Annotated in this window: 12 protein-coding genes; 4 read left to right on the top strand and 8 right to left on the bottom strand. The window is 67.5% G+C overall.

Translation table 11 applies throughout. The features are described 5' to 3' along the window. Nucleotides 1-50: 50 nt before the first annotated feature. The 5 genes from NX02_RS07305 to NX02_RS07285 form a co-directional block, all read right to left on the bottom strand. Entirely contained in the window at nucleotides 51-2702 is a 2652-nt protein-coding gene (locus tag NX02_RS07305; RefSeq protein ID WP_025291539.1) for a M14 family zinc carboxypeptidase, read from the bottom strand. A gap of 58 nt (nucleotides 2703-2760) precedes the next feature. Then, complete coding sequence (locus NX02_RS07300; protein ID WP_025291538.1) at nucleotides 2761-5712, bottom strand: TonB-dependent receptor domain-containing protein; 2952 nt, start codon at nucleotides 5710-5712, stop codon at nucleotides 2761-2763. Between the two features lie 604 nt (nucleotides 5713-6316). After that, nucleotides 6317-8008 (bottom strand): putative 2OG-Fe(II) oxygenase, encoded by a 1692-nt coding sequence (locus NX02_RS07295; RefSeq protein ID WP_158013951.1) that lies wholly within the window; start codon nucleotides 8006-8008, stop codon nucleotides 6317-6319. A 12-nt stretch (nucleotides 8009-8020) separates the two neighbouring features. Further along, on the bottom strand, nucleotides 8021-8596 hold the full coding sequence (locus tag NX02_RS33550; protein WP_039996469.1) for a helix-turn-helix domain-containing protein: 576 nt from the start codon (nucleotides 8594-8596) through the stop codon (nucleotides 8021-8023). A 451-nt stretch (nucleotides 8597-9047) separates the two neighbouring features. Beyond that, entirely contained in the window at nucleotides 9048-10685 is a 1638-nt protein-coding gene (locus NX02_RS07285; protein ID WP_025291535.1) for a sensor histidine kinase, read from the bottom strand. A 411-nt stretch (nucleotides 10686-11096) separates the two neighbouring features. On the opposite strand from NX02_RS07285, the gene NX02_RS07280 reads away from it, so the two are divergent. The 4 genes from NX02_RS07280 to NX02_RS07265 all read left to right on the top strand — a co-directional run bounded on the left by NX02_RS07280 (nucleotide 11097) and on the right by NX02_RS07265 (nucleotide 18676). Continuing rightward, nucleotides 11097-14672, top strand: coding sequence for an autotransporter outer membrane beta-barrel domain-containing protein (locus NX02_RS07280; RefSeq protein ID WP_158013950.1), 3576 nt, complete (start codon nucleotides 11097-11099; stop codon nucleotides 14670-14672). A gap of 197 nt (nucleotides 14673-14869) precedes the next feature. After that, nucleotides 14870-15403 (top strand): RNA polymerase sigma factor, encoded by a 534-nt coding sequence (locus tag NX02_RS07275; protein WP_025291533.1) that lies wholly within the window; start codon nucleotides 14870-14872, stop codon nucleotides 15401-15403. Next, entirely contained in the window at nucleotides 15396-16364 is a 969-nt protein-coding gene (locus tag NX02_RS07270) for a FecR family protein (protein WP_025291532.1), read from the top strand. The genes NX02_RS07275 and NX02_RS07270 overlap by 8 nt, the downstream gene beginning before the upstream one ends. Further along, on the top strand, nucleotides 16340-18676 hold the full coding sequence (locus NX02_RS07265) for a TonB-dependent receptor (protein WP_025291531.1): 2337 nt from the start codon (nucleotides 16340-16342) through the stop codon (nucleotides 18674-18676). The genes NX02_RS07270 and NX02_RS07265 overlap by 25 nt, the downstream gene beginning before the upstream one ends. Before the next feature lie 200 nt (nucleotides 18677-18876). Here the strand turns inward: NX02_RS07265 and NX02_RS07260 are convergent, their stop codons facing one another. From NX02_RS07260 to NX02_RS07250, 3 genes are all read right to left on the bottom strand, one after another. Then, nucleotides 18877-19956 carry an alkene reductase gene (locus NX02_RS07260; RefSeq protein WP_025291530.1) on the bottom strand — a complete coding sequence of 360 codons (1080 nt, stop codon included), beginning with the start codon at nucleotides 19954-19956 and terminating at the stop codon, nucleotides 18877-18879. Then, on the bottom strand, nucleotides 19956-20576 hold the full coding sequence (locus NX02_RS07255) for a nuclear transport factor 2 family protein (protein WP_039996467.1): 621 nt from the start codon (nucleotides 20574-20576) through the stop codon (nucleotides 19956-19958). Before NX02_RS07255 ends, NX02_RS07260 begins: the two co-directional genes overlap by 1 nt. Nucleotides 20577-20650: 74 nt before the next feature. Continuing rightward, the gene (locus tag NX02_RS07250) at nucleotides 20651-22594 is read right to left on the bottom strand and encodes a putative bifunctional diguanylate cyclase/phosphodiesterase (protein WP_025291528.1); all 1944 of its coding nucleotides are present in this window, start codon (nucleotides 22592-22594) and stop codon (nucleotides 20651-20653) included. Between the last annotated feature and the right edge of the window lie 163 nt (nucleotides 22595-22757).

The raw sequence follows: 22757 nt of genomic DNA, 5'->3' as shown, positions 1-22757 counted from the left end.
TTGCCGGCGCGGCGACACTTTCCGGCGACAGTGTCGCCGCGCCGGTCCGATCAGCCTGCGGGTTTGATCAGGCTGTCGAACAGGAGCTTGAAGGTGCCATGCGCCTGGGCGCGATGCTGGGGCCTGAAGCCGATCAGCACAACCTCGCCCGCACCATGCTTCACCGAGACCATCGCCGCCTTGCCCGCAATCAGCTTCTCGCCGTCCAGCCAGCCGCTGCGGAGCACATTGCCGTCTGCATAGGTCGCGACGATATCGACCTGATCATTCTTCGGCGTCGGCGCGACTTCATAGACCTGGCTGCCCATGATGAAGATGGCGAGCGCATCCTTCGGCATGCCATAGGCGAGCGGATCGGCGTCATTGACCTTGATCTTCAGCGTCGAGCCCGGCGACCAGAATTCCTTGGTCGATCTGCCGGCAACGATATTCTTGATCGGCAGCTTGAACTTCTTGATCGGCAGGTCGCCCGCCTCGCCGAACGTTATCAGCCGGCCCCCGGCCTTCACGAAATCCTCCAGCGCCTTGACGCCCTCGTCGCCGAAACCGCTGCGATAGGCGGGCGGGATCATGTTCTGATCGGGCATATATTCGGATCGGCCGCCCGGCGGCGGCGCTTCGCCCGTCATCAGATGCGTGGCGTCCGCCGGCAGGATGATGACGTCATATTTCTTGATGAGGCCGCCAGCCTTGATCTCGGCGTCCATCAACTGCTTCTGGTTGTAGCCATATTGTTCGAGCAGGAAGCGCGTCCAGCCCTCGTCGATATTGCCGCCGCGATAGCGGTTGAACAAGCCGATGCGGGGTGCCTTGAGCGGGGCGTCGGTGGCCGCCACGCCGTCGCCCGATGCGAAGCTGACGCCGGTGCGCGCCGCGATCGATTGCGCCGTGGCCGTCGTCGCGCCGGTGACGAGGAAGTCCCCCGGCTTGGCGGTGGCGCTCGCCGCAGTGACACGCTTCACCGTCGCGCCGGCGCGCATCAGCAGGTTGGCGGCGTGGAAACTGTCGTTGAGCGCGCCGTCGAGCCGATAGGTGCCCGCCGAAGCGACCGTTCCCGGCTTGATCGCATTGCCGCCCACCGGCGTCAGCGCGGCGGTGATCGGCGTGCCGATCGGATCGGACGCGATGCCCATGAATTCGGTCAGCGCATCGGTCGACATGTCGTACGGCCGGATCGGCGCGCCATCCTTGTCACGGGTGTAGCCGTTGTCGGGATAATGCGTCTCGCCGAGCAGGTAGCGGACGAGCCCCTGATTGGGCTGGTTCATCGGCACGACATAGCTGCCCGCCGGATAGTAACGGCCGTCGGCGACGAACGCCTCCGGCGCCTGCAGCACATCCACCTGTTGCAGCCGCAGCGCGTTGACCATCTTGCCGATCGTCAGCGGATCATGCTGGTCGATGCTGATCGCATAGGCTTTGACCTCACCCTCCAGCCCGCGCTGCGTCTGGCGCTGTGCCTTGAGATAGGCGTTGCGCAGCACCGTCTCGCGGTTCTTCGAAGCGAGTTCGACCAGCGACCACGACGCGACTTTCTGGCGATCGACGATGTCCCGCGCGCGCCACCATCCGCCCGGCCAGGGATCGGGCATGTTTATCTGCGGCGAATTGTCCGGCATGTTGCGCTGGCCACCTTGCAGCTGGTCCGGATGGACGTAGAGCGGCGTCGCCAGATTGAGGCTGGCGGATTCCGTCAGCATGCCCGCGGTATTGTGGAACGGCGTGATCCAGTGGAACCCGAAATGGCCCCAGCCGGAATAGATCGCATCGCCCGCCGCCCCCGAAAGCTTCGCCGCCGACAGGTCGTAACCCATCTGCGAACCGAACCAGATCATCTCGCGCCACACGAGCGGATCGGCGCCCGGTCGGACCGGATCGGCATAAGGAGGGATCGAGATGCGCGCCGAATAGGCGCCCATCTGATGATGATCGATATAGGCCTGCGGAATCCAGTCCCGGAACAGGATCTTCGCAAGGTTCTGGGATTCCGGCATGTTGAGCATGAAGGCGTCGCGGTTATTATCGTGGCCGATATATTTCTGGTACATCCACGGCATCGGCCCGCCTTCGAACGGCGTGCCGAGCGACTTGGTGTACCAGTCGTAGATCATCTGGTGACCGTCGGGATTGATCGACGGCAAGACGATGGTGATGACGTTGTTCATCACCCCCATCGCCACCGCATCGGTGCGCGTCACCATGTCATAGGTATATTCGACCGCGGTCAGCGAGGAACCGATCTCGCTGGAGTGAAGATCATAGGACTGGACGATGATCGCCTTGCCGTCGCGCACGATCTGATCCAGTTCGCTCTGCGCGACCCCGCGGGGGTCGGAGAGCTTGGCGTTCATCTGCCGATACTCTTCGAGCCGGGCGAGATTCTCGGGGGCGGAGATGAACAGGGCGACGAAGGGCTTGCCTTCGACGGACTTGCCGATCTCGACCATCTTGATGCGATCGCTGGTCGCTGCGAGTTGCCGGTAATAGGCCATCAGCTTGTCGTAATCGAGCAGCTTGCGGTCGGCGCCCATGCGGTGCCCGAAGAAGCTTTCAGGCGTCGGCGCCGCGGCCTGTGCCAGCACCGCCTGCGGCGCGACCGCAGCCCCCAGCCCCGCGGCAGCGGCCAGCGGACCCGCGCACATCCTGAACGCCGACACCGTCACCATCAGGCGATGGGTCGCCCGGCTCTTTCTGTTGCCCATATCCTGTCCCTTTTCGTTGGATGCGCCGGGCCACCGGCCGGCAATTTGCGACGTCTCGTCAGAACTTCTTGGTGACCGACGCGAAGAAGAAGCGCCCGGCGATGTCGTACGAACTCCCGTCATAGGTCTGCGGCGTGTTGCCGTAGGACGGCGGCGCCTTGTTGAAGAGGTTGGTCACGCCCATCCGCATCGCGAACTCCTCCGGCAGGTTGATCGATGCGTTGAGATCGAAGGCGTTGTAGCTCTTGATCCCCGGCGGCGCGGTCGTGGGCGACGTCACGAAGGTGCTGTTCTTCATCTTGTCGATGAAGCGCCAGGTGAAGGTCATGCTGAAATCGTCATTGCCGTAGTTGAGCGAGGTGTTCGCCTTCCAGCGCGGGTGGGTGATGCCGGCATTGGTTTCCACCGACGCACCGATCGTGCCGGCATAGTCATAGGTGGGTGCGCCCGGCAGCGCCTGGATCTTGAAGCTGTCGAGATAGGAGACGACGGTGCGGAAGCCGATACGGCCGGCATCTTCGGGAAGCCCGAAATCGCTGAGCCGCGCGGTCCAGTCGAACTGGACGTCGACGCCGCTGACGCCGAAAGTGGCGAGGTTCAGCAAGGGCTGGGTTGTCGGCGGCTCCAGCGGCCCCTGCGGCGAGCGGGCGAGCAGCGAGCAATAATAGTTGTTGGGATCATAGGTGGGATTCGCGCCGCCGACGTTGAAGCAGTATTGCACGGACTGGACGACCGATAGCACGCCGATCGCGTCCTTCACGTCGATCTTGTACCAGTCGACCGAGAGTTGCAGCCCGCTCAGCAGCGGATGGTCCGATGGAGAACTGAGTACGACGCCCGCCGAAAAGGTATCCGCCGTCTCCTCTTCCAGATTGGGATTGCCGCCGGTCAGCGGGAAGATCTGCTGCGTTCCGATGAAGCCGTCGATGATCGCCGGCGACACCCCCTGCTGAAGGCAGAGGTTGCGCACCTGCGCCCCGTTCGGTCCGAGGCGGAACGAGGACCGGATGTCGCACGGGTCGCCGCTGACGACATTGGCGCCGGGGTTGCCGATGCTGATGCTGCCGGTCGAAACCGGCGCGAACAGTTCGCCGACGCTCGGCGCGCGGATCGCGCGGTTATAGCCGCCGCGCACGCGGACCCAGTCGAACACCGTCCAGTCGATGTCGGCCTTGTAGGTGCTGGCGCCACCGATCGAATTATAGTCCGAATAGCGATAGCCGAGGTCGAGGTTGAGCGACTGGATCAGCGGCAGATCGTGCAGCACCGGGACCAGCAGTTCCGCGAACACCTCCTTCACCGTCACTTCGCCCGCCGATGCCCGCAGCACCGAGAAACCGATGATGTCGCTGGTGCCATCGGGCTGGTCGAGCGCGTCGTCGGGATCGTAGGAGAAGCTGTTCTTGCGATAGCTGGCGCCCAGCGCGAAGCGCATCTCGCCGGCGGGCAGGTCGAACAGGCCGCCCTGCATCGTCGCCGAAGCGATATGCTGCTTCATCTCCGTCTCGTTGAAGGTGTCGCGGGTGATATAGTCGATGCAGGATTGCGAGATCGGCAGGTTGCCGAACAGGTTGAGACCGCCCTCGCAGATGTCCGTGCCGCCGGTCGGGCTGTAGGTAAGGTCGGTCAGGCGGCTCTGGCTGATGCCGCCGGTCTGCGTGTTCTTGAAGATGGAGCGCGATGTGCTGCCATAGACCTCCCAGGTCCAGTCCCTGAAGCCGAATTCCCCAGAGAACCCGCCCATGAACTGCCAGACATCATATTCGTAGATCTGGCCGCGATTGCCCACCGCGTTGAACGCCTTGTGGAACTGGAAATCGCCCGTCGGGTTCGCGCGCGATGCCAGGATATAGGCGAGATCGTCGGGCACGAACGGGTTGTTGTAGGGCATCGACTGCAGATAGACATTGTTGGACAATGTCGTGTTGACGATCGCATTCTGTTCATATGTCGTATAGCTGAACTGCCCGAACGCCTTGATCGCGTCGGTCAGTTCATAATCGAACCGGCCGAACGCCTGGTAGCGTTCCATGTTGCTGCTGACGTCGCCACCGGTGAAGCCGAACTTCATCTGCTGCGAGGGGCCGTAGATCGTGTTGCCCGAGTTCACCAGATAGGCATCGTCGGTTTCCGGTTCGCGGAAATTCAGCGCCGGCACGCCATTGGCGGTGAACAAGGTGCCGTCGGTGTTGAAGCCGATCTGCGCACCGCCCGAATAGAGCAGGCTGCCATTGCTGGTGGTCAGCGGATTCAGGCCATAGCGCCCCGCGAAGATATCGTTGACCGCCGCCAGCGTCGGCTCATTGCCCGCGAACACCGCGGAACCATGGTAGCTGGCGGCGTTGCCGGTCTGTGGCAGGCGGTTGGAATACCAGGGGCGGTCGATGCGCTTGGCGCGATCGCGCTTGGAATAGTCGAGCGACAGCAGCACGCGGCCGCGGCCATCGTCGAACTTGCCGCCGGCGGTGGCGGTGAGGCGGTAGGTGGCGCCATCGCCATAGTTGGAGATGCCGGTCTGCGCGCCCAGCGTCAGCCCGGTGAAATTGTTCTTGAGCCGGAAGTTCACCACGCCCGCGGTCGCATCCGAACCATAAGCCGTGGAAGCACCGCCGGTGATCACCTCGATATTGCCGATCAAGGCTTCGGGAATGATGTTGAGATCGACCGAACCATCGGGGTTCGAAGGCTGCAGCCTTTTGCCGTCGAGCAGCAGCAGGGTCCGCTTGGATCCGAGACCGCGCAGCGTCGCATAGCTCTGGCCGCCATTGAGGCCGGTGCCGGTGCTCGACGTGTTCGACTGACCGAAGCCGCCGGTAAACTGCGGCAACTGCGAAAGCGCGCGTTCCACCGTGATTTCGCCGGTCGCCTCCAGCGATTCCCGGCCGACCGAGACGATCGGGCTGTTGGATTTATAGTCGGGGCGCGCGATCAGCGACCCTGTGACGATGATGTCCCCGCTCTCCTCGCGCGCGGGCTCCGCACCCGGGTCGATCGGCCCCTGTTCCGACATAGTGGAGGGCGCTCCGAGCGAGTCCTGTGGCGCCTCCGTTGCCGGGACGGCCTGCTGCGCAACCGCCGGAACGGCGCAAACGGCAAAGGCAATGCCGCTGACTGACTTGAGCAGTTTCATCTTGCCAAGATTTTTTGCAGACAAACGGCAAGTATCAGAAGATATCGTGATCATGGCACAGCTCCCCCTTAAAGGTGCGCCCACAACAGCCCTCCTCTCGAAGAACTTTTTTGATTTATGATTTCACCGGCGCGAATTTCATCGCTTGCCGACCAACCCCGTTGGACAACATCATTGAATGTTTATCGACACAGAACAGGTTTCACTTGGGAGCGCACTGCCAGTCATAACCCCGACTGGTTTCGCTCCTCACAACCCAAGCTTGTCTCAAAAAAACGTCTTGTCCACTGTTTTCCGCGGTCCGTGTCCGAAATATTGGAAATTTCTCCACAGGAAACAGGAGGACGCGCCTTTTGCGTTCGCGAACGATGCTCTCCCGCGCCGCAGCGCAATAAAATTACAACTGCATGAAACGAATCACGCGCGACTCGGAGCCTGAATCCGTGCCCTCCAGGCGCGGCCGAGCCGCGGAACATTCCCTGTATCAGGCCGGAACGACGTCGAACGCGATCGTCAGCCGGCTGCCGGGGCAGCGGAACGGCACGGTCGCGTGCCACATATAGGAAGGGAAGAGGACGAGCTGGCCGGAAACCGGCCGCACGCGATGCTCGGCCGGCAGCGCCGGACGCACCGGGATGCCGGGTTCCCCGAAGGTCAGCCAGCCGTCTTCGCATCCCGGATCGGTCTCGGGCAGTTCGAGATGACAGGCCGAGGATATCCAGCCGCGCGGATGGACATGGCTGACATGATGGCCCCCGGGTTGCAGCCGGACGGACCACAGCCCGTTCAGCCGATAATCGCGGGCGCGGCGGCGGCGCACGAGATCGGTCCCGGCGCCGAGTGCCTCGATATAGCGGCGGATCGGCCCATCGATCGCGATCGTGAACGCCCGGATCGCGGGGTCGCGCGATCGGGTGAGTTCGGCGGTGGTCTGCGTGCCGTGGCGCAGCGACTGATCGAGCGGATGGCGCTGGAGCCCGTGGGCGGCGCGCAGCGCCACCGCCAGATCGCGGATATAATCCTCAAGCCGCGTCCAGCCCGGCGGGCAATCGAGCATGGCGGCGCCGACGAACGCCCGATAATCATAGAGCAGCGCAGCGCGGGAATCCCCCAGCAGGCGCCAGCCGATCCATTGCAGCGCCACCAGCCCCTGGTCGAGCGGCTGGCGGACGATCGCGCGATCGAGCCGCGCGAGTGCCGCCTCGGGGCGCGCGGCGGCGAGTTCGAGTTCGATCATCTTGCGCTCGACCGCGGGATCGTCCGGCGCCGCAGCTTCGGCGCGGCGGCCGTGAACGAGCGCCTGCCCGGGATCGAACGCCATGGCGAGATGCGCAGCGGTGAGTTCGGCCACCGCATCGCCGCCCGTGCCCTCGCGCGCGAGGAGCGCATAGGCGGCCACGCCGTCGCCCGCGGTTTCGATGAGCCGCGCCTCCACCGCGCGCAGCCGCGCCGCGACCGCGGGCGCGCAACCGTCGCGCGCCAGCACCGCCCGCGCCGTCGCCAGGTCGCCGCCGCGCATCCAGATCAGTTGCGCCAGGTCGCGCAGCGCATCGACATAGCCCGGGCGGCGCTGGGCAGCGGCGCGCAGCGCCTGCTCCGCCTCGTCGAACCGGCCCATCGATTGCAGCGCCCGCCCCAGCACCAGCCAGGTTTCCGGCCGGTCGGCGGCGCCCAGTGCGCGCCTTGCGAGCAGCACCGCCTCCTCGGCATCGCCGGCGTCGCCGAGCGCCGCCGCCAGATTATGCTCGGGTACCGATCGCCCCGGCTGCAGCGCCACGATCCGGCGTCGGGCAGCGACGCGCGCATCCTGCATGTGCAGCGCCTCGAACGCGCGCGCGCGCAGATCGAACACGCCGGCCGGCGCTTGTGGCAGCGCCGCCAGCGCATCGGTCAATGCCACCAGGTCTTCATGCCGGCCGGCTGCGCCGAGCAGTTGCGCCAGCAGCAGCACCGCCTCATGCCGCGCCGGTTCGAGCGTCATTGCGGCGCGCAGTTCACGCTCGGCACCCGCCATATCCCCCAGCGCCGCGTGCGCCGCGCCGTTGAGGTGCCGCACCGCGCCGACGCGCGCATGCAGACGGGCGAGCGGCGCGAGCAGCGCCGCCGCCTCGGCGAAACGCCGCGCGTTCAACAGCGCGCTCGCGCGCGCCAACTGGTCGGGAAGCCCTGGCTGCACCGCGTCGCCCGGTCAGGCCGGCAAGGTGACGACGAGCAGCGCCTGGGCGTCCGCGATTCCGGTGTTGCGGATCACATGGGGCACATCCGCGGGATAGCGCGCGATGCCGCCCACGCCAATCACCGCCATCGCATCTCCCGATCCGATGACGAGTTCGCCCTCCAGCACCGAGAGATGCTCGAACGCGCCGCGCGCATGCGCGCTGGATTGCAAGGTGCCGCCCGGCGCCACCTTGAGCAGATAGAGTTCGGTGCGCCCCACCTCGTTGGCCGGGCTCAGGATGCGCATCACGCATTTGCCGTCATCGCTGCGGATTTCGGGCACGAACGAGGCGGCCGTCACCTCGATGTTCGATCGCCGCTCGGCAGACTGGCCGCCGACGAAATCGACGATCTCCACGCCCAGCGCCTGCGAGAGGTGCCAGACCGTCGCCAGCGTTGGGTTCGCCTCGCCCCGCTCGATCTGCGAGAGCATCGATCGCGAGACGCCCGACGCCGCGGCCAGCTTGTCGAGGGTAAGGCTTCTTTCCTTTCGCAGTTTCTGGAGAAGGGGGCCAATTGCCGGCGGGCTCATACGCGCTTTGGTCATGGAGATGTCGCTGATCCTCAAGGCCCGGCGCAGGAACGCGCGCCGGATACGCCATACGACTCGTCGGTTCCGGCCTATCGACCGCGCAAGGGCAACCGGGTTGCCGAAGGTCCGGCGGGCACGGTGCTTGCCGGAGACACCGAAACCGCCCGACCCCCTATGCGACGAGGAACTGGCGGCAGGCGCATGTCGAGGCGGCGCCGGCCACAAATCCACCGGAACATCGATTCCTAAATGGCACGGTGCGTCGAATCAATCCCGCAGCGCGATTTGCCCGCACCCCGCGCAGAGTCGCGTGATTTTCGACTGATTCCCGCCGAACGAGCAGTCGTCGGCAACCCTCCACCTTCAATGTTCGAACGCCATTACACATCGAGACACTTGCCGCATCTCGAAGGACCGAAGGGAAGAGGATCTTTAAAGCAGAATTTAACGGCTACGTTTTAGCTTTTTACGGCTGATCTGAACATCGTGCGGAAACAATCGGATGCCGATCGGCGGATGATCGGCCGATATCGCCGGCCGGTGCTCCCACCGGCAGCGCGAACGTGAAGAGTGCGCCGCCTTCGGGCCGATTGGACGCGGTGAGCGTGCCGCCATAGCCCTCGATCAGCGATCGGCAGATCTGCAACCCCATGCCGACCCCGTCGGGCTTGGTGGTGAAGAAGGGCTGGAACAGCCGGTCCATGTCCGCCTCGGCGATGCCGGTGCCACGGTCGGCGACCGAAACCTCGACCCGGCCGTCGACCATGGCGATCGACAGCGTCGCCACGCGCTCCCCCACGGTGTCGAGCATGGCGTCCATCGCGTTGGTCAGCAGGTTGACGAGCACCTGCTGCAGCACGACGGGATCGGCGGACACCGCGGGAAGTTCGGCATCGCAGGCCAGCACGATCACCGCATCCCGGCGCCGCGCATCGCGTTCCAGCAGGTCGCGCGTGTCGGCGGCGAGCGCGCCGAGATCGACCGGCACCGCGCGCCGATTGCCCCCGTTGGCGACGCTGTCGCGCGTGCGCTCGACGATCGCGGCCATCCGCTGGGCGGTGCGGGCGAGCCGTTCGAGGATGCGGATCGCCGCGTCCGGATCGGGCTCGGCCCGCCGCAGCCAGCGCAGCCCGGTCTGCGCGTCCATCACCATCGAGGTGATCGGCTGGTTGAGCTCATGCGCGATCGACGCGGAAAAGGCGCCGACGGTGGCGACGCGGTTGGCGCGCGCCAGTTCATCCTGCGCGGCAAGCCGCATCTCCTCGATGCGTTCCTGGCCGGTCAGGTCGAGATGGCTCGAAAGCTGGCGCTCGTCGGGCAGGCGGTTGACCGTGTAGAAGATCGGCACGCAGCGCCCGTCGCGCGCGTTGAGCACGGTGCGGCCCTCGATATGCGCGCGGCCGTAGAACACCATCTCGAGCTGGCGGAGGACGACGCTGGCGATGTCGTCGGAGAGCGACGCGGTCGGCACCGCGACCAGTTCCTCGACGCTGTCATAGCCCAGCATCCGCGCGCAGGCGCTGTTGACGCGCACGGTGCGGAACGCCGCCACGCAACGGTCGAGCAGTGCCGGATGCTTTGCGAAATGGACGGCGAGATCGGTGACACCCTGACGCTTCAGATCGGCGACGATCGCGATCGCCTCGCCCGGATCCTGCTCGGCGAAGGTGATGCTGCTGACCTCGAACAGGCTGGCATAGCGCGCCTCGGTGCGCAGCAGATCGGCGGTCCGCTCCTCGACGCGATGCTCGAGCGTCGCGTTGAAATCGAGCAGTTCGGCGCGGCTGCGCTCCAGCGCCTCGCGCAGCGCCTGCAAATTCTTCCGGCCGACCAGCAACGCGCAGGTCAGGCAGATCACGGTCGCCGCGAACAGGAGCCGCAGCACGCTGGCCAGATCGGGCGACGATCCATGCACCGCCGCCCAGCCCAGTCCCGCCAGGAACATGCATCCCGCCGCCGCCAGCACGATGCCGCGTTCGCTCTGCCCGAGCGCGGCGATCGCCAGCACGACGGCGTAGAGGATGGCGACCGACACGTCGAACCCGGCAACCATGTCTACGGCGAACACCGCCGCTGCCGCGCACAGCGCCGCGGCCCCCGTCATCCACCGATACGCCCCCGGCCGCACGATCACCCCGTTACCCGATTTTTTACCAATCCCCGATCATGGCGAAGCGCGCTGCCAGCGTCGAGCGTCAACATGCCGGATGATACCATCGTCTATCGCCACCTGGGCGCGGCAGCGCACAGGCCCTGTGCCAAGGACGGCCGCGACTACACCTGCGTATAATGGTTTTCGCCGATCGATCGGCGCATCAAGGGGCTGACCGGATCGGTGAAGCAGCCCCCCACCCCGTCGCCGTCGCGCACCGCCCCCCCCTTGCCCGACGGCGCACCGATCCGGTCGCCCCTCCAAACATCCCCACAACAAATTTCGATCGCCGTGCGGGATTTCCGCACCGGCGGTGTCTTCGCCGCGCAACGCCAAAAGGCACAGCGCAAAAGGGACCCGCCGATGACCAAATCTCCGTCACCGAAGCATCTCCTCTCGGCCACCGGCATCGGCTTTGCCGCCGCCCTGCTCTGCTCGACCGCCCCCGCCGCCTATGCGCAGGATGAGTGCGGTGCGCTGGTCGACGGCCAGGTCTCCTGCACGCCCAGCGATCAGCCCTTCGACGAGGGCATCGGCTATGACGCGCCCGGCGACATCACCGTGGATCTGGAGCCCGGCCTGTCGATCACGCCCGATCCACGCGCGCCCGGTCTGCTGATCGTTTCGGAAGAGGGCGGCGTCACCATCAACGGCGCCGGCACCCACATCGGCACGCGCGGCGCGACCGGCGCGGTGGCCTTCGCCAAGGGAGACGTCAGCATCGACCTCGGCACCGTCACGTCGCAGGCCATTCCCGGCGAACTCGCGTGGGGCATCAACACCTTCACCGCCACGGGCACGACCCGCATCACCGTCGACGAGGTCCGCAGCGTCGGCGACGATTCCTTCGCGATCATCGCCGAAAGCACGACCGGCGATGTCATCATCGACGTAGGGCTGGTCTCCACCAGCGGTTTCGCCGCGGATACGGTCAAGGTGGTCACCGCCGGCGCGGTCGATATCGCCATCGACCGGATCGAATCCTCGGGCGACTATGTGTGGGGCATCAACCTTCTCAACGGCGCGATCGTCGACGAGCAGGTGGTCGGCGGTTCGTCCTACATCGCCATCGGCAGCATCGACATCGGCGGCAACAACAATATCGGCGTCAGCGCGCTGGGGGTGGGAGACGTCTATATCGACGTCGACACGATCAAGCTCAGCGGCGACAGCGCCACCGGCGTCTCGCTGATCACCGACAGCAACGGCTATATCCACATCCGTGACCTCGCGCTCGACGGCTTTGCGTCGACCGGCGTCGCCGCGCAGGCGCTGGGCGGCCTGAACGTGATCATCGACACGGCCAGTTTCACCGGCGAGGGCGGCAGCATCCAGGCCTTCTCGGTCGCCGGGTCCGCAAGCGTGGACGTCGGCGTACTGACGGGCGATGGCGGCGCCGGCATCATCGCATCCTCCGCGTTCGCTTCGGCATCGATCGACGTCGACACCATCGACATCGACGGCGACTATTCCGTTGCCGCATCCGCGACGGCGCAGGAAGCAACCGCGCGCGTCCGCGCCGGCAGCGTGACAATGAAGGGCCAGAACAACGTCGGGCTGTGGGCCAGCGGCCAATCCAGCCTGGTCCAGCTGGCGGGGCCGCTGCTGATCGACGGCGACGGTGCGAAGGGCATCCAGAGCATCACGACGGGCGGCGAAGGCCAGGTGATCGGCGCCGGCACGCTCACCGCGACGGGCGCGGACGCGATCGGCATCGCGATGGTCGCGCGCTATGGCGGCGGGACGATCCGTACGGCCGGGGCGATCGATGTCGCCGGTGACGGCGCGAACGCGATCCAGGCGGTCGGCGAAGGCACCGACCTGCGGATCGACGCGCAGGACGTCAGGACGACCGGCGCCGACAGCGCCGGCATCCATGCCCGGACCAGATTTCCCGGCTTTTTCATCGGCACGGCATCCGGCCCGCTCGTGGCGCGCGCCGGCGACATCGACATTCGTGCCGCCAATGTCAGCGTCGCCGGAGCCGGCGCGACCGGCATCAGCGCGATGGGCCTCGGCACTGCGACGATCCTTGCCGGCAGAGTCCACGCGACCGCCGGCCATGCGATCGAGACCGACATGATCGGCACCGTGGCGCTCGACCTGCGCGGCGCCGTCCGGTCCGACGCGGCGACCGCGATCTTCGCGCAGGGTGAGGATGTCGCGATCGACATTGCCGCCGGCGGCAGCGTGTTCGGCGGGCAGGATGGCATCCTGGTCAACGCCGTCGGCAAACGCTGCGCGCTGGAGGATCCGGCGGACGGCTCTCCCAACCCCTGCCCCGTCCCCGGCAGCAGCGCCGGTGGTGGCGGCGGCATCGGCATCGGCGCAACCGCGACCGTGACGGCCGATCCGCGCGCGCTCGCGGGCGCCGCGACGATCGTCAATCGCGGCACCATCGCGGCCGGCGCAGGCTATGCCGTCCGCGCCGAAACCGGCGCCGTCGCGCTGACCAACCATGGCCGGATCGAAGGCGCGGTGAAGGTCGCCGCGGGCGACGACCTGTTCGACAATCGCGGCACCTTCCTGGTCTCGAAGGACAGCGATTTCGGCGCCGGCGTCGATACGCTGCGCAACAGCGGCATCGTCAAGCTCGCCACCGCGCGCGCCGCGGGCCGATATGCGTTGGCAGGGCTCGAGCGGTTCGAGAACGGTGGTGCGATCGATCTGCGCAACGGCGCGATCGGTGACACGCTCACGCTCTCGGGCGACTATCGCGGGACCGGCGGCGCCAGACTGTTCGTCGATCTCGACACGGAAAAGGGCATCGCCGACCGTCTCGTGGTGGCGGGTACGGCGACCGGATCGACGCTCGTCGACCTCGCCATCGACGCGTCGGACGCGGTGCTGACCGGGCCGGACGGCATCGTCGTCGTCAGCACCGGCGCGGGTTCGGCGGCCGATGCCTTCCGCATCGCCCCCTCCAGCCTCGAGATCGGCTTCGTCCGCTACACGCTCGCGCAGGATGGCGGCGAATATGCGCTGGTCGGCCGCGCGGGCAATGCCGCCTATCGCCAGCTCGGCGCGATCCAGGCGGCGGACAATGTGTGGGATGCCAGCGCCGACCTGTGGCGGCAGAACGGCCTCGGCCAGCGCGACGCACAGCTCGGCGGTCGGGCATCCACCGCCCGGCGGCTGTGGGGTGCGATGCAGGGCGGCCGCGTGTCGCGCGACTGGACCGGCGCGGGCGAAGGCGGCACCACCGACCTCTCCTATCGCCAGACGCGCCAGGGCGGGCAGATCGGCCTCGACCTGCTGGGCGGCGATGGAGAAGGCGGCGCGCTGCGCTTCGGCGTGACCGCGGGCTACACCCGGTCCGACCTCGACTATCGCCACACGCGCGACGGCATCGCGCTCTCCACCGGCAATATCGGCCTCTATGCCGGCTATGTCGGACAGGCGCTGTTCGCCAACCTGCTCGTCAAATACGACCGGCACGACATCAAGCTGAAGACCGACGCGCTCGACAGCGCCGCCAAGATCGACGGTTCGACCTGGGGTGCGGATGGCGAGATCGGCGTGCGCTTCGGCAACACCGGCCTGTTCGTCGAACCCACCGTCGGGCTCGCCTGGACGCGCACCTCCGTCGACACGCTGCACGCCGGACGCCAGCAGATCGCGTTCGACGATTCCACCGGCGTGAAGGGGCGCATCGGCGGCCGCATCGGCGGCACCATGCCCTTCTCCGAAGGAGCGGCGCTGACGCTCTATGCCAGCGGTCATGCCGTCCACCGCTTCGGCGACGATTACGGCCTGGAACTGATCGCGGGGGCGCGTGAGACGATCGGCGCCGATCGCCTCGGCACCTATGGCGAGGGCCGCTTCGGCCTTTCCTATCGCGCGACATCCGGGTTCGAGGCCTTTGCCGAAAGCCAGGGCGAAGTCGGTGGCGGCTACGACGCGCTTGCCGGGCGCGTCGGCGTTCGCATCGGCTTCTGAACTGGCCGGACGCCGGGTGCTCCCCCCAGCCACCCGGCGTCCACCAGCGCAGCGACATGGACCATGGCGCGGAAGCAGCGTTGCCACAGCCGCACGCGATCGAGGCCGAGGTGCGGATGCGCTCCGCCCCCGCCGTCTTCCCAGCGCGTGGACGGGGAGTCGAAGACGGTTGGTGTGTAAGGCATATGAGGGCGGCGATGCCGCCTGACATCGATCGGCGGACGCGGGCCACCGGGGAGACCGTGTCCGGACTGGAAGCGGTCTATCTCTCCAACCGCCCGGCGCTGCTGCGCTTCCTGCGCGCCCGCGGTGCCGGCGCGCGCGCGGAAGACCTGGTGCAGGAACTGTGGCTGCGCATCGCCGCACCCCCCAGGGCCCCGATCGTCGATCCTTTGAACTATCTCTTCCGCGCGGCGAACAATCTGATGGTCAATGCGTATCGCGGCGAAACCCGGCACGAGGCGCGCAACGATGCCTGGGGCGACATGACGGCCGGGCACGAGAGCGATGCCTGGGGTGCGATCGTCGCCCGCCAGGAAATCGCCCTCGCGCGCCAGCGGCTGCAGGCGGCAGGGCAGCGCGTGCTGGATATCTTCTTTCTGTTCCGGGCCGAAGGGCTCACCCAGCGCGAGATCGCGGCGCGCTACGGCCTGAGCGTGAGCGCGGTCGAAAAGGATATCCAGCGCGGCTATCGCGCGCTGGCGGCGTTGAAGGACGAAACACATGGTTGAACGCCGCGATCGGGATCCGGCGGAGCGTGCGATCGACTGGCTGATCCGCCAGCGCGATCCCGCTTTCGACGACTGGATGGGCTTCACCACCTGGCTCGAGGCGGATCCGGAGCATGCCCGCGCCTATGACCGGCTTGCCGCGCTCGACGCCGGCGTGACGGACGATCTGCGGCGCGATCCGCCGTCACTGGCACCGTCCCAACCGCCGGCTTCGGTACCCGCCGGCCCTCGCCCGGCCTACCGGCCCGGCCGCGTACGGCGCATCCTCACGCCGCTGATCGGGATCTCCGCGGCGGCGGCAGCGCTGGTCGCCTTCGTCACGACGCGGCCGGCCTCGACCTACGAGATCGCCACCGCAGCAGGCGAGCATCGCCACATTCGGCTGGACGACGGCAGCCATATCGTCCTCAACGGTGGCGCGCGGCTAAGGCTCGATCGCGATGCGCCGCGCACCGCGCAACTCGTGCGCGGCGAGGCATTGTTCGACATCGTCCATGATCGCGACGCGCCGTTCCGCGTGACCTTCGCCGGCGGCACGGTGGAGGATCTCGGCACGCGCTTCACCATCGCGCTCGCGCCGCAGCGGATCGAGGTGGCAGTCGCCGAGGGCGCGGTCGCCTATCGGGCCGGCGGCAAGTCCACCGTCATGCTGCGCCCGGGCCAGCGGCTGATCGCGCGCAATGCGGATGCGCAGGTCGATCGCGTCGCCGCCGGCACCATCGGCGCGTGGGCCACGCCATTGCTGCGCTACCGCGATGCACGGCTGAGCGACGTCGCAGCGGACCTGTCGCGCGCATTGCAGGTGCCGGTGGAGGCCGACCCTGCGCTCGCCGAGATGCGCGTGACCGCGACGATCCAACTCGACCTCGACGTGGATCGCAGCATGGCGCGGCTGGCGCCGCTGCTCGCGGTCCGCGTGGTCCATCGGGAGGGCAAGTGGATCCTCGAAGCGGCGCCCTGAGCCTCGCGATCGTCGCGGCGGCAGTCGTTGCCGCGGCCCCGGCACCGGCACAGCCCTATCCCCGGATCGAGATCGCCGCCGGCACGCTCGGCGACGCCGCCGACGCCCTTGCCCAGAACACCCACAGCAGCATCGCCCTTGCCGATCCCGCGCTGGCGGCGCTGCCCGTCCGCCGCCTGTCCGGCCGCTTCTCCGCCGCCGAAGCGCTGCGCCGCATGGTCCGCGGCCTGCCGGTGCGGGTGGTCGCGATCGATGCCGCCGCCTTCCGCATCGTCCGCGCGCCCGCGTCGGCGCCCACCGCTTCCCACGCCGCCGGAACGATCGATATGCCGGCCCCGCGCGCCGCCGACATCGTCGTTACCGCCACCAAGCGCGACGGCAGCCTCGCCCATTATCCGGCGACGGCGCAGATCGTGGGCGCCGCAGCTTTCGCTTTCGCCGAGCGCGACGGCACCGGCGCGATCGAGCGCGTCGCGACCTCGCTCAGTTCGACGCATCTGGGCTCCGGCCGCGACAAACTGTTCCTGCGCGGCGTCGGCGATTCGAGCTACAGCGGGCAGGCGCAGGCAACGGTCGGTCAATATTTCGGTGAGGCGCGGCTCAACTATGCCGGTCCCGATCCCGACCTCAGGCTCTACGACATCGCCCGCGTCGAACTGCTGCTAGGCCCCCAGGGCGCGCTCTACGGCGCCGGCTCGCTTGGCGGCATCATCCGCATCGAGCCCCGCGCGCCCGATGCCGGCGGCATCGGCGGCGCGCTGACCCTGTCGCGTTCGCTGACCCGTCACGGCGCGCCGGGGGCGGAGGCCGCCGCGATGCTCAACCTGCCGCTGTCGAACGGCCGGGCCGCGATCCGGATGGTCGGCTATCGCATTCGCGACGGCGGCTTCATCGACGATGTCGGGCGCGGCATCGCCGATAGCAACCGGCTCGATACGCTCGGGGGGCGGATTGCGTTGGCCATCAGCCCGGCGGCGGGCTGGACGGTCGACTTCGCCGCCGTCGCGCAGGATGTCGACGCCCGTGATGCAGGCTATGCCGACGGCCAGGTCGGGCCGCTCGCGCGTGCCGCCATCGTCGGCGAACCCTTTTCCAAGCGCTATCGCCTCGCCTCCGCCACGCTGCACCACGATGCCGGCCCTCTCACGATCGTCGCCAACCTCTCGCGCTCCCACGCGCGGCTGCGCGACCGCTTCGACAGCGGGCGTCCATCCCCCGACATCCTGTTCTTCGATCGCAGCAACACCGCAACGGTGACCGCCGGCGAGGCGCGGATCAGCCACAAGACGGCGTCGGGCGGGGGATGGCTCGCGGGCATCGCCTCCGTGGAAAGCAGCGCGATCTTCGCCACCCTCTCCCATGAGCCCCACGGCATCTTCGCGCGCGCCACCCGCGCCGCGGTCAGCGAGCGCACGCTGTTCGGGGAAGGCACGCAGAGGGTCGGCCCCGTCGATCTCGCGGTGGGGCTGCGCCTCGTCCGCTGGCGAAGCAGCGCCGCCGCTGCGGGGCCGTTGCCCGATGCATCGCGGCATGGGAACGACGGATGGCGCAGCCTGCCGTCGGTCGCGGCGACGGCGCCGGTGACCGGCGCGGCGCAACTGCTGCTGCGCTATGCCCAAAGCTACCGGCCGGACAGCGCGTCTGTCGCCGCCACCAGCAAGCGCTTCGTCGATGGCGACAAATTCGCGGCGTGGGAGGCGGCGATCCGCGTGCCGCCTGCCGCGGATCGGGCGTTCACCGGCTCGCTCGGCGTCTCGCTCGGCCGCTGGCGCGATGTGCAGGCGGATACCATCGACAGCGCCGGCTTCCTGCTCACCACCAATATCGGCGATGCGCGTCTCATGACGGTGGAGGCGGTGGCGGGCTGGCAGGCCTTTCCTCAATTCCGGCTGAGCGGCGGCGCGACCTTCAACCGCGCCACGATCCGGTCCGACGATTTCGGGATCATCATCAGCCCCAGGGCACGCTTACCCAACGTGCCGCGCCTGCACGCGCAGATGACCGCCGCGTGGCAAGCGCCTCCGGGCGAGCCATTGCCCTACCGGCTCTCGTCGCGGCTCGTCTATTTCGGCGGATCGAGCCTCGGCATCGGGCCCTCGCTGGCGCGCGACCAGGGCGATTATGTCGAATGGGAAGCCGATGCTTCGGTGGCGGTGGGCCGAGCGACCGTCTTCGCGCGGGTCACCAACCTGCTCGATTCAGCGGGCAACCGCTTCGCGCTGGGATCGATCGCCCAGGCGGCCGGCACCACCCAGTTCGTGCCGCAGACGCCGCGCACCGCAACGATCGGAATCCGCATGGAAACGCCTTGATCGCAGACCATCCGCGATAGGGTTGGCGGCGCCTTCCTCGCCTCCGTGCCGAGCGGCGGCGCCGTCGCGAAGATCGCGCGCTACGACTGGTTAGCGGCGCCCTATTTCAACGCCGGCCTGGGGCTGCCAGCCGGGTCGCTCTGTGACGCGCGCTGGGTGTCCCAAGATCCCTATCGCATCCATCTACGCCACGGTGCGGTTCAACGCCTGACCGGCGCCGGTCCCCAGGCGGGATAGTCGGTATAGCCCGCCGCACCGGGCGCATAGAGCGTCGCCGCATCGAACGGCGCCAGCGCCAGCCCCTCGCGGAAGCGGCGGACGAGATCGGGATTGGCGACGAACAGCCGGCCGAACGCGATCGCGTCCGCTGCGCCGGTCGTCAGCAGCGCCTCCGCGCGCGGCTGGTCGATGCTTTCGTTGAGGATCAGCGGCCCGTGCCAGTGCGCTGCGGCGAGCGCGCGCTGGTCGACTACCTGCGGCACCGTCATGTCGATCAGGTGGCAATAGGCGAGGCCGAGCCCGTCCACCGCGTCGAGCAGCGCCCCGTGCGTCGCGGCAGGATCCTCGTCGAACAGATCGTTGAACGGGTTGCCCGGGCAGATGCGGAAGCCGACGCGGTCGGCCCCCACCGCCTCCGCCAGCGCCTCCAGCGTCTCGACGACGAAGCGGATGCGATTGATGGCCGCGCCGCCATAGCCGTCGCTGCGCACATTGCTGCCGCTCGCCATGAACTGCGCGGGCAGATAGCCCGAGGTGCAGTGCAGTTCGACAGCGTCGAACCCGGCGGCGACGGCGTTGCGCGCCGCCGCGGCATAATCGCCGATCACCCCTGCGATCTCCGCGGTTTCGAGCGCGCGGGGCGTCTCGGTGGCGCGCATCCCCTCCGGCGTCCACAGCTTCACCCGTGCGGCGATCGCCGAGGGTGCGATCGTCTCCGTTCCCCACAGCCGGTTGGCCGCGGCCGCGATCCGGCCGACATGCATCAGCTGCGCGGCGATCAGACCGCCCGCGCCATGCACCGCCGCGGTCACCGGTTGCCACGCCGCCACCTGCCCCGCCTCGTGCAGCCCCGGCGTCCGCGCATAGCCCTTGCCGGCGATGCTCGGCTGGATCCCCTCGCTCACGATCAGCCCGGCGGTCGCGCGCTGTCGATAATAGTCGACCAGCAGCGCGTTGGGGCGGCCATCGTCATCCGCGCGGCTGCGCGTCATCGGCGCCATGACGATGCGGTTGGCGAGGTCGAGCGCGCCGAGACGGACCGGATCGAACAGCCCGGCCATCAGCGCACCTTCACCTTCGGCGCAGCGGCATCGCCGCGCATCGTGGCGATGAATCGATCGAGCGGCGCCGGCTCCGCCACCGGTGCGTCGTCCGGACCCGTGCGCGTCCAGAACGCCTGCCATGACGGGAAATAGTCGTGGAAGCCGCCATCATAGCGCTCGCGATCGGGCCAGCGGATTTTCTGGGGGCCGATCGGGGGTTTGTTGAGGTCAGTTGCGTACCAATAAAGGGGGAGTCTGCGGCGGAAGAACCAGCGTCCGGCGATCCGCTCATAGCGATCGACATACATCATCTGCATGATCACCCATTCGTCGCCGGTCTCATGCTCGTTCTTCGAATAGACCACGCCCTGCGCCCGGTCGGGATCGTCGAACTCGATGATATGGCCGCCGATATGGTGCGACGTGCCGGTGAACTGGACGCGCATCGTCTCGTCGAACCAGTCTCGCAACGCCGCCCGACCGACCGCGCCGCCGCCCACCTTCACATCCTCGGGAAACAGCCCCACCCACGCATCTGCATCGCGCATGTCGAGCGCCAGGCTGTATTTCGCGGCGAGCTGGCGGATCGCGTCGATCGATTCCAGCCGGTCCAGCCGGCGCAGCACCTCTCCGTCCATCAGCGCTCTCCCGCGTGCCACTCGTTCTACGACATGCGACTACATCGGGCATTCAACCTACGCAAATACCAATATCAGGACAATCCATTGCCGATACGCGCACCCGTACCCGACCGATCCTCTCGAAACAGAAATTCCATCACCGCCGCCGCGGCCATGGGCCGGCTGATCATGTAGCCCTGCACAACCCCCACGCCGATCCCGCGCAGCGCCGCCATCTCCTCGGGCGTCTCCACGCCTTCCACCACGCAATCGAGTCCGAGATTGACCGTCAGGTCGAAGATCGACCGGATCAGCGCGACCGAGTTCGGAAACTCGGCGATGTCGCGCACGAACGAACGGTCGACCTTGATCTTGTCGAAGCGGAACTGCTGGACGCGGCCGAGATTGGAATAGCCCACGCCGAAATCGTCGAGGACGATGCGGTGCCCCGCCTCGCGCAACCGGCGGATATTGCCGGTCGCCGTCGCGAAATCGGGCATCATCGCGGTCTCCGTAACCTCGAACTCGATGCATTGCGGCGGCACGCCCGAAGCCGCGACGATAGCCAGGAAGGTGTCGATCGCGGCGTCCGACAGGATGTCGCGCGCCGACAGGTTGAACGCGGTCGTGATGCCGGCCGGCCAGTCGCGCCGATCCGCCAGCGCCTTGCGCAGTAGCACGGCGCCCAGCGTCGAGATCCGGCTCGATTGTTCGGCCACCTTGATGAACACATCGGGCGCGACGATACCGATGGTCGGGCTCCGCCAGCGCGCGAGCGCCTCGAAGCCGATCGTGCGGCCGGAAATCATGTCGTACTGCGGCTGGTAGACGAGGTGGAACTCCTCCTCCGGATCGCAGCTCCTGAGCGCCTGATCGATGACGAACAGATTGTCCATCTCGCGTTCGAGCCGCTGGTCGAACACCATCGCCTCGCCGGTGCGGTTGCGCTTGGCGAAGCGCAAAGCGAAGTCGGCACGCTCCATCGCCGTGTCCACCGACAAATCGGGTTCGTCGCAGACCAGGCAGCCGACCGAGGCCGAGATGCGGATCGACCGCCCCTCGCAGCCGAACGGATCGTTCATGTCCGCCGCAACCTCGGCGGCGAGCCGCGCTGGATCCGCCAGCCGCGCCGGCGCCGTGACGATCAGCGCGAACTCGTCGCCGCCCAGCCGCGCCGCGAAGCCGTCCTCACCGCAGCGCCGGGATATCCGGTAGCCGGCGTCGGTCAGGATCATGTCGCCCACCTGGTGGCCATGATATTCGTTGACGGCCTTGAACCCGTCGAGGTCCAGCAGCGCCAGCGCGAAACGCCGCCCCTCGCGGCGCAGCCGGTCGATCGCCTCCTCCAGCGCGTCGAGGAAGGCGCGGCGGTTGCTGACGCCGGTCAGGCTGTCCGTCGCCGCCTGCGCGTGCGCCTCGGCGGCCAGCGCCTCTGCATCATGGCGCGCATCGATCGCCTCGATCAGCGCGCGCCGGCCGAGCATCCAGCCGCCGATCGCCGCCAGGCCCGCACCGAACAGGACGAAACCGTAAAGCAGGCCGAGGTCAGGCGGGCGGGCATGGAGGTGGAAGACCATGCCCAGCACCGCCAGCGCCGCGCTGGACAGGATGAGCCTGAGGCTGATGCCCACCGCGGCATAGACCGTGATCAGGATGATGAAGTAAACGATCTTGCTCTGATCGAAGGTGAGCGCGAGCACGAGCATGAGGTTCGCCAGGATCGCGAGATTGGCGAGCAGCCCGAGCCGTTCCTGCATGCGATAGCTTCGCGGCCGGCGGCACAGCAGCCAACCGAGCAGCCCGCCCAGCGCCAGCGTGCCCGTGGAGGAGGCGAGGATCAGCCGCTCCATCCCCTCCCGCACCGCCAGCCCGGCAATGGTCATCGCCGCGAAATAGATGCCGCCGATCGCGAAGAAGGCGCGCGTCACCGGCATGTGGGCGCGCGCGATCTCGTCGCGGTAACGCGCGCCAAGAAACACATCCGTCAGAAAATCCGACCGATCCTCCGGCCCGTCCGACGCGCGCTGACGACGCAAACCTGCACTTTCCTCATGAACCCGGATGAGGGAAGACTATACGCCCGGTTGCCCCGAACGGAACCCCGCCCGTGCAACATCGATCCATAGTCGACAGGATCGACGACATGACGCACTCGCTGATTTTAGCGCTGGATACGTTCGATATGCGTTGATATGAAGC

This window comes from Sphingomonas sanxanigenens DSM 19645 = NX02, assembly GCF_000512205.2.
GTDB lineage: Bacteria > Pseudomonadota > Alphaproteobacteria > Sphingomonadales > Sphingomonadaceae > Sphingomonas_D > Sphingomonas_D sanxanigenens.
This window is presented reverse-complemented; position numbering and strand designations above follow the sequence as displayed.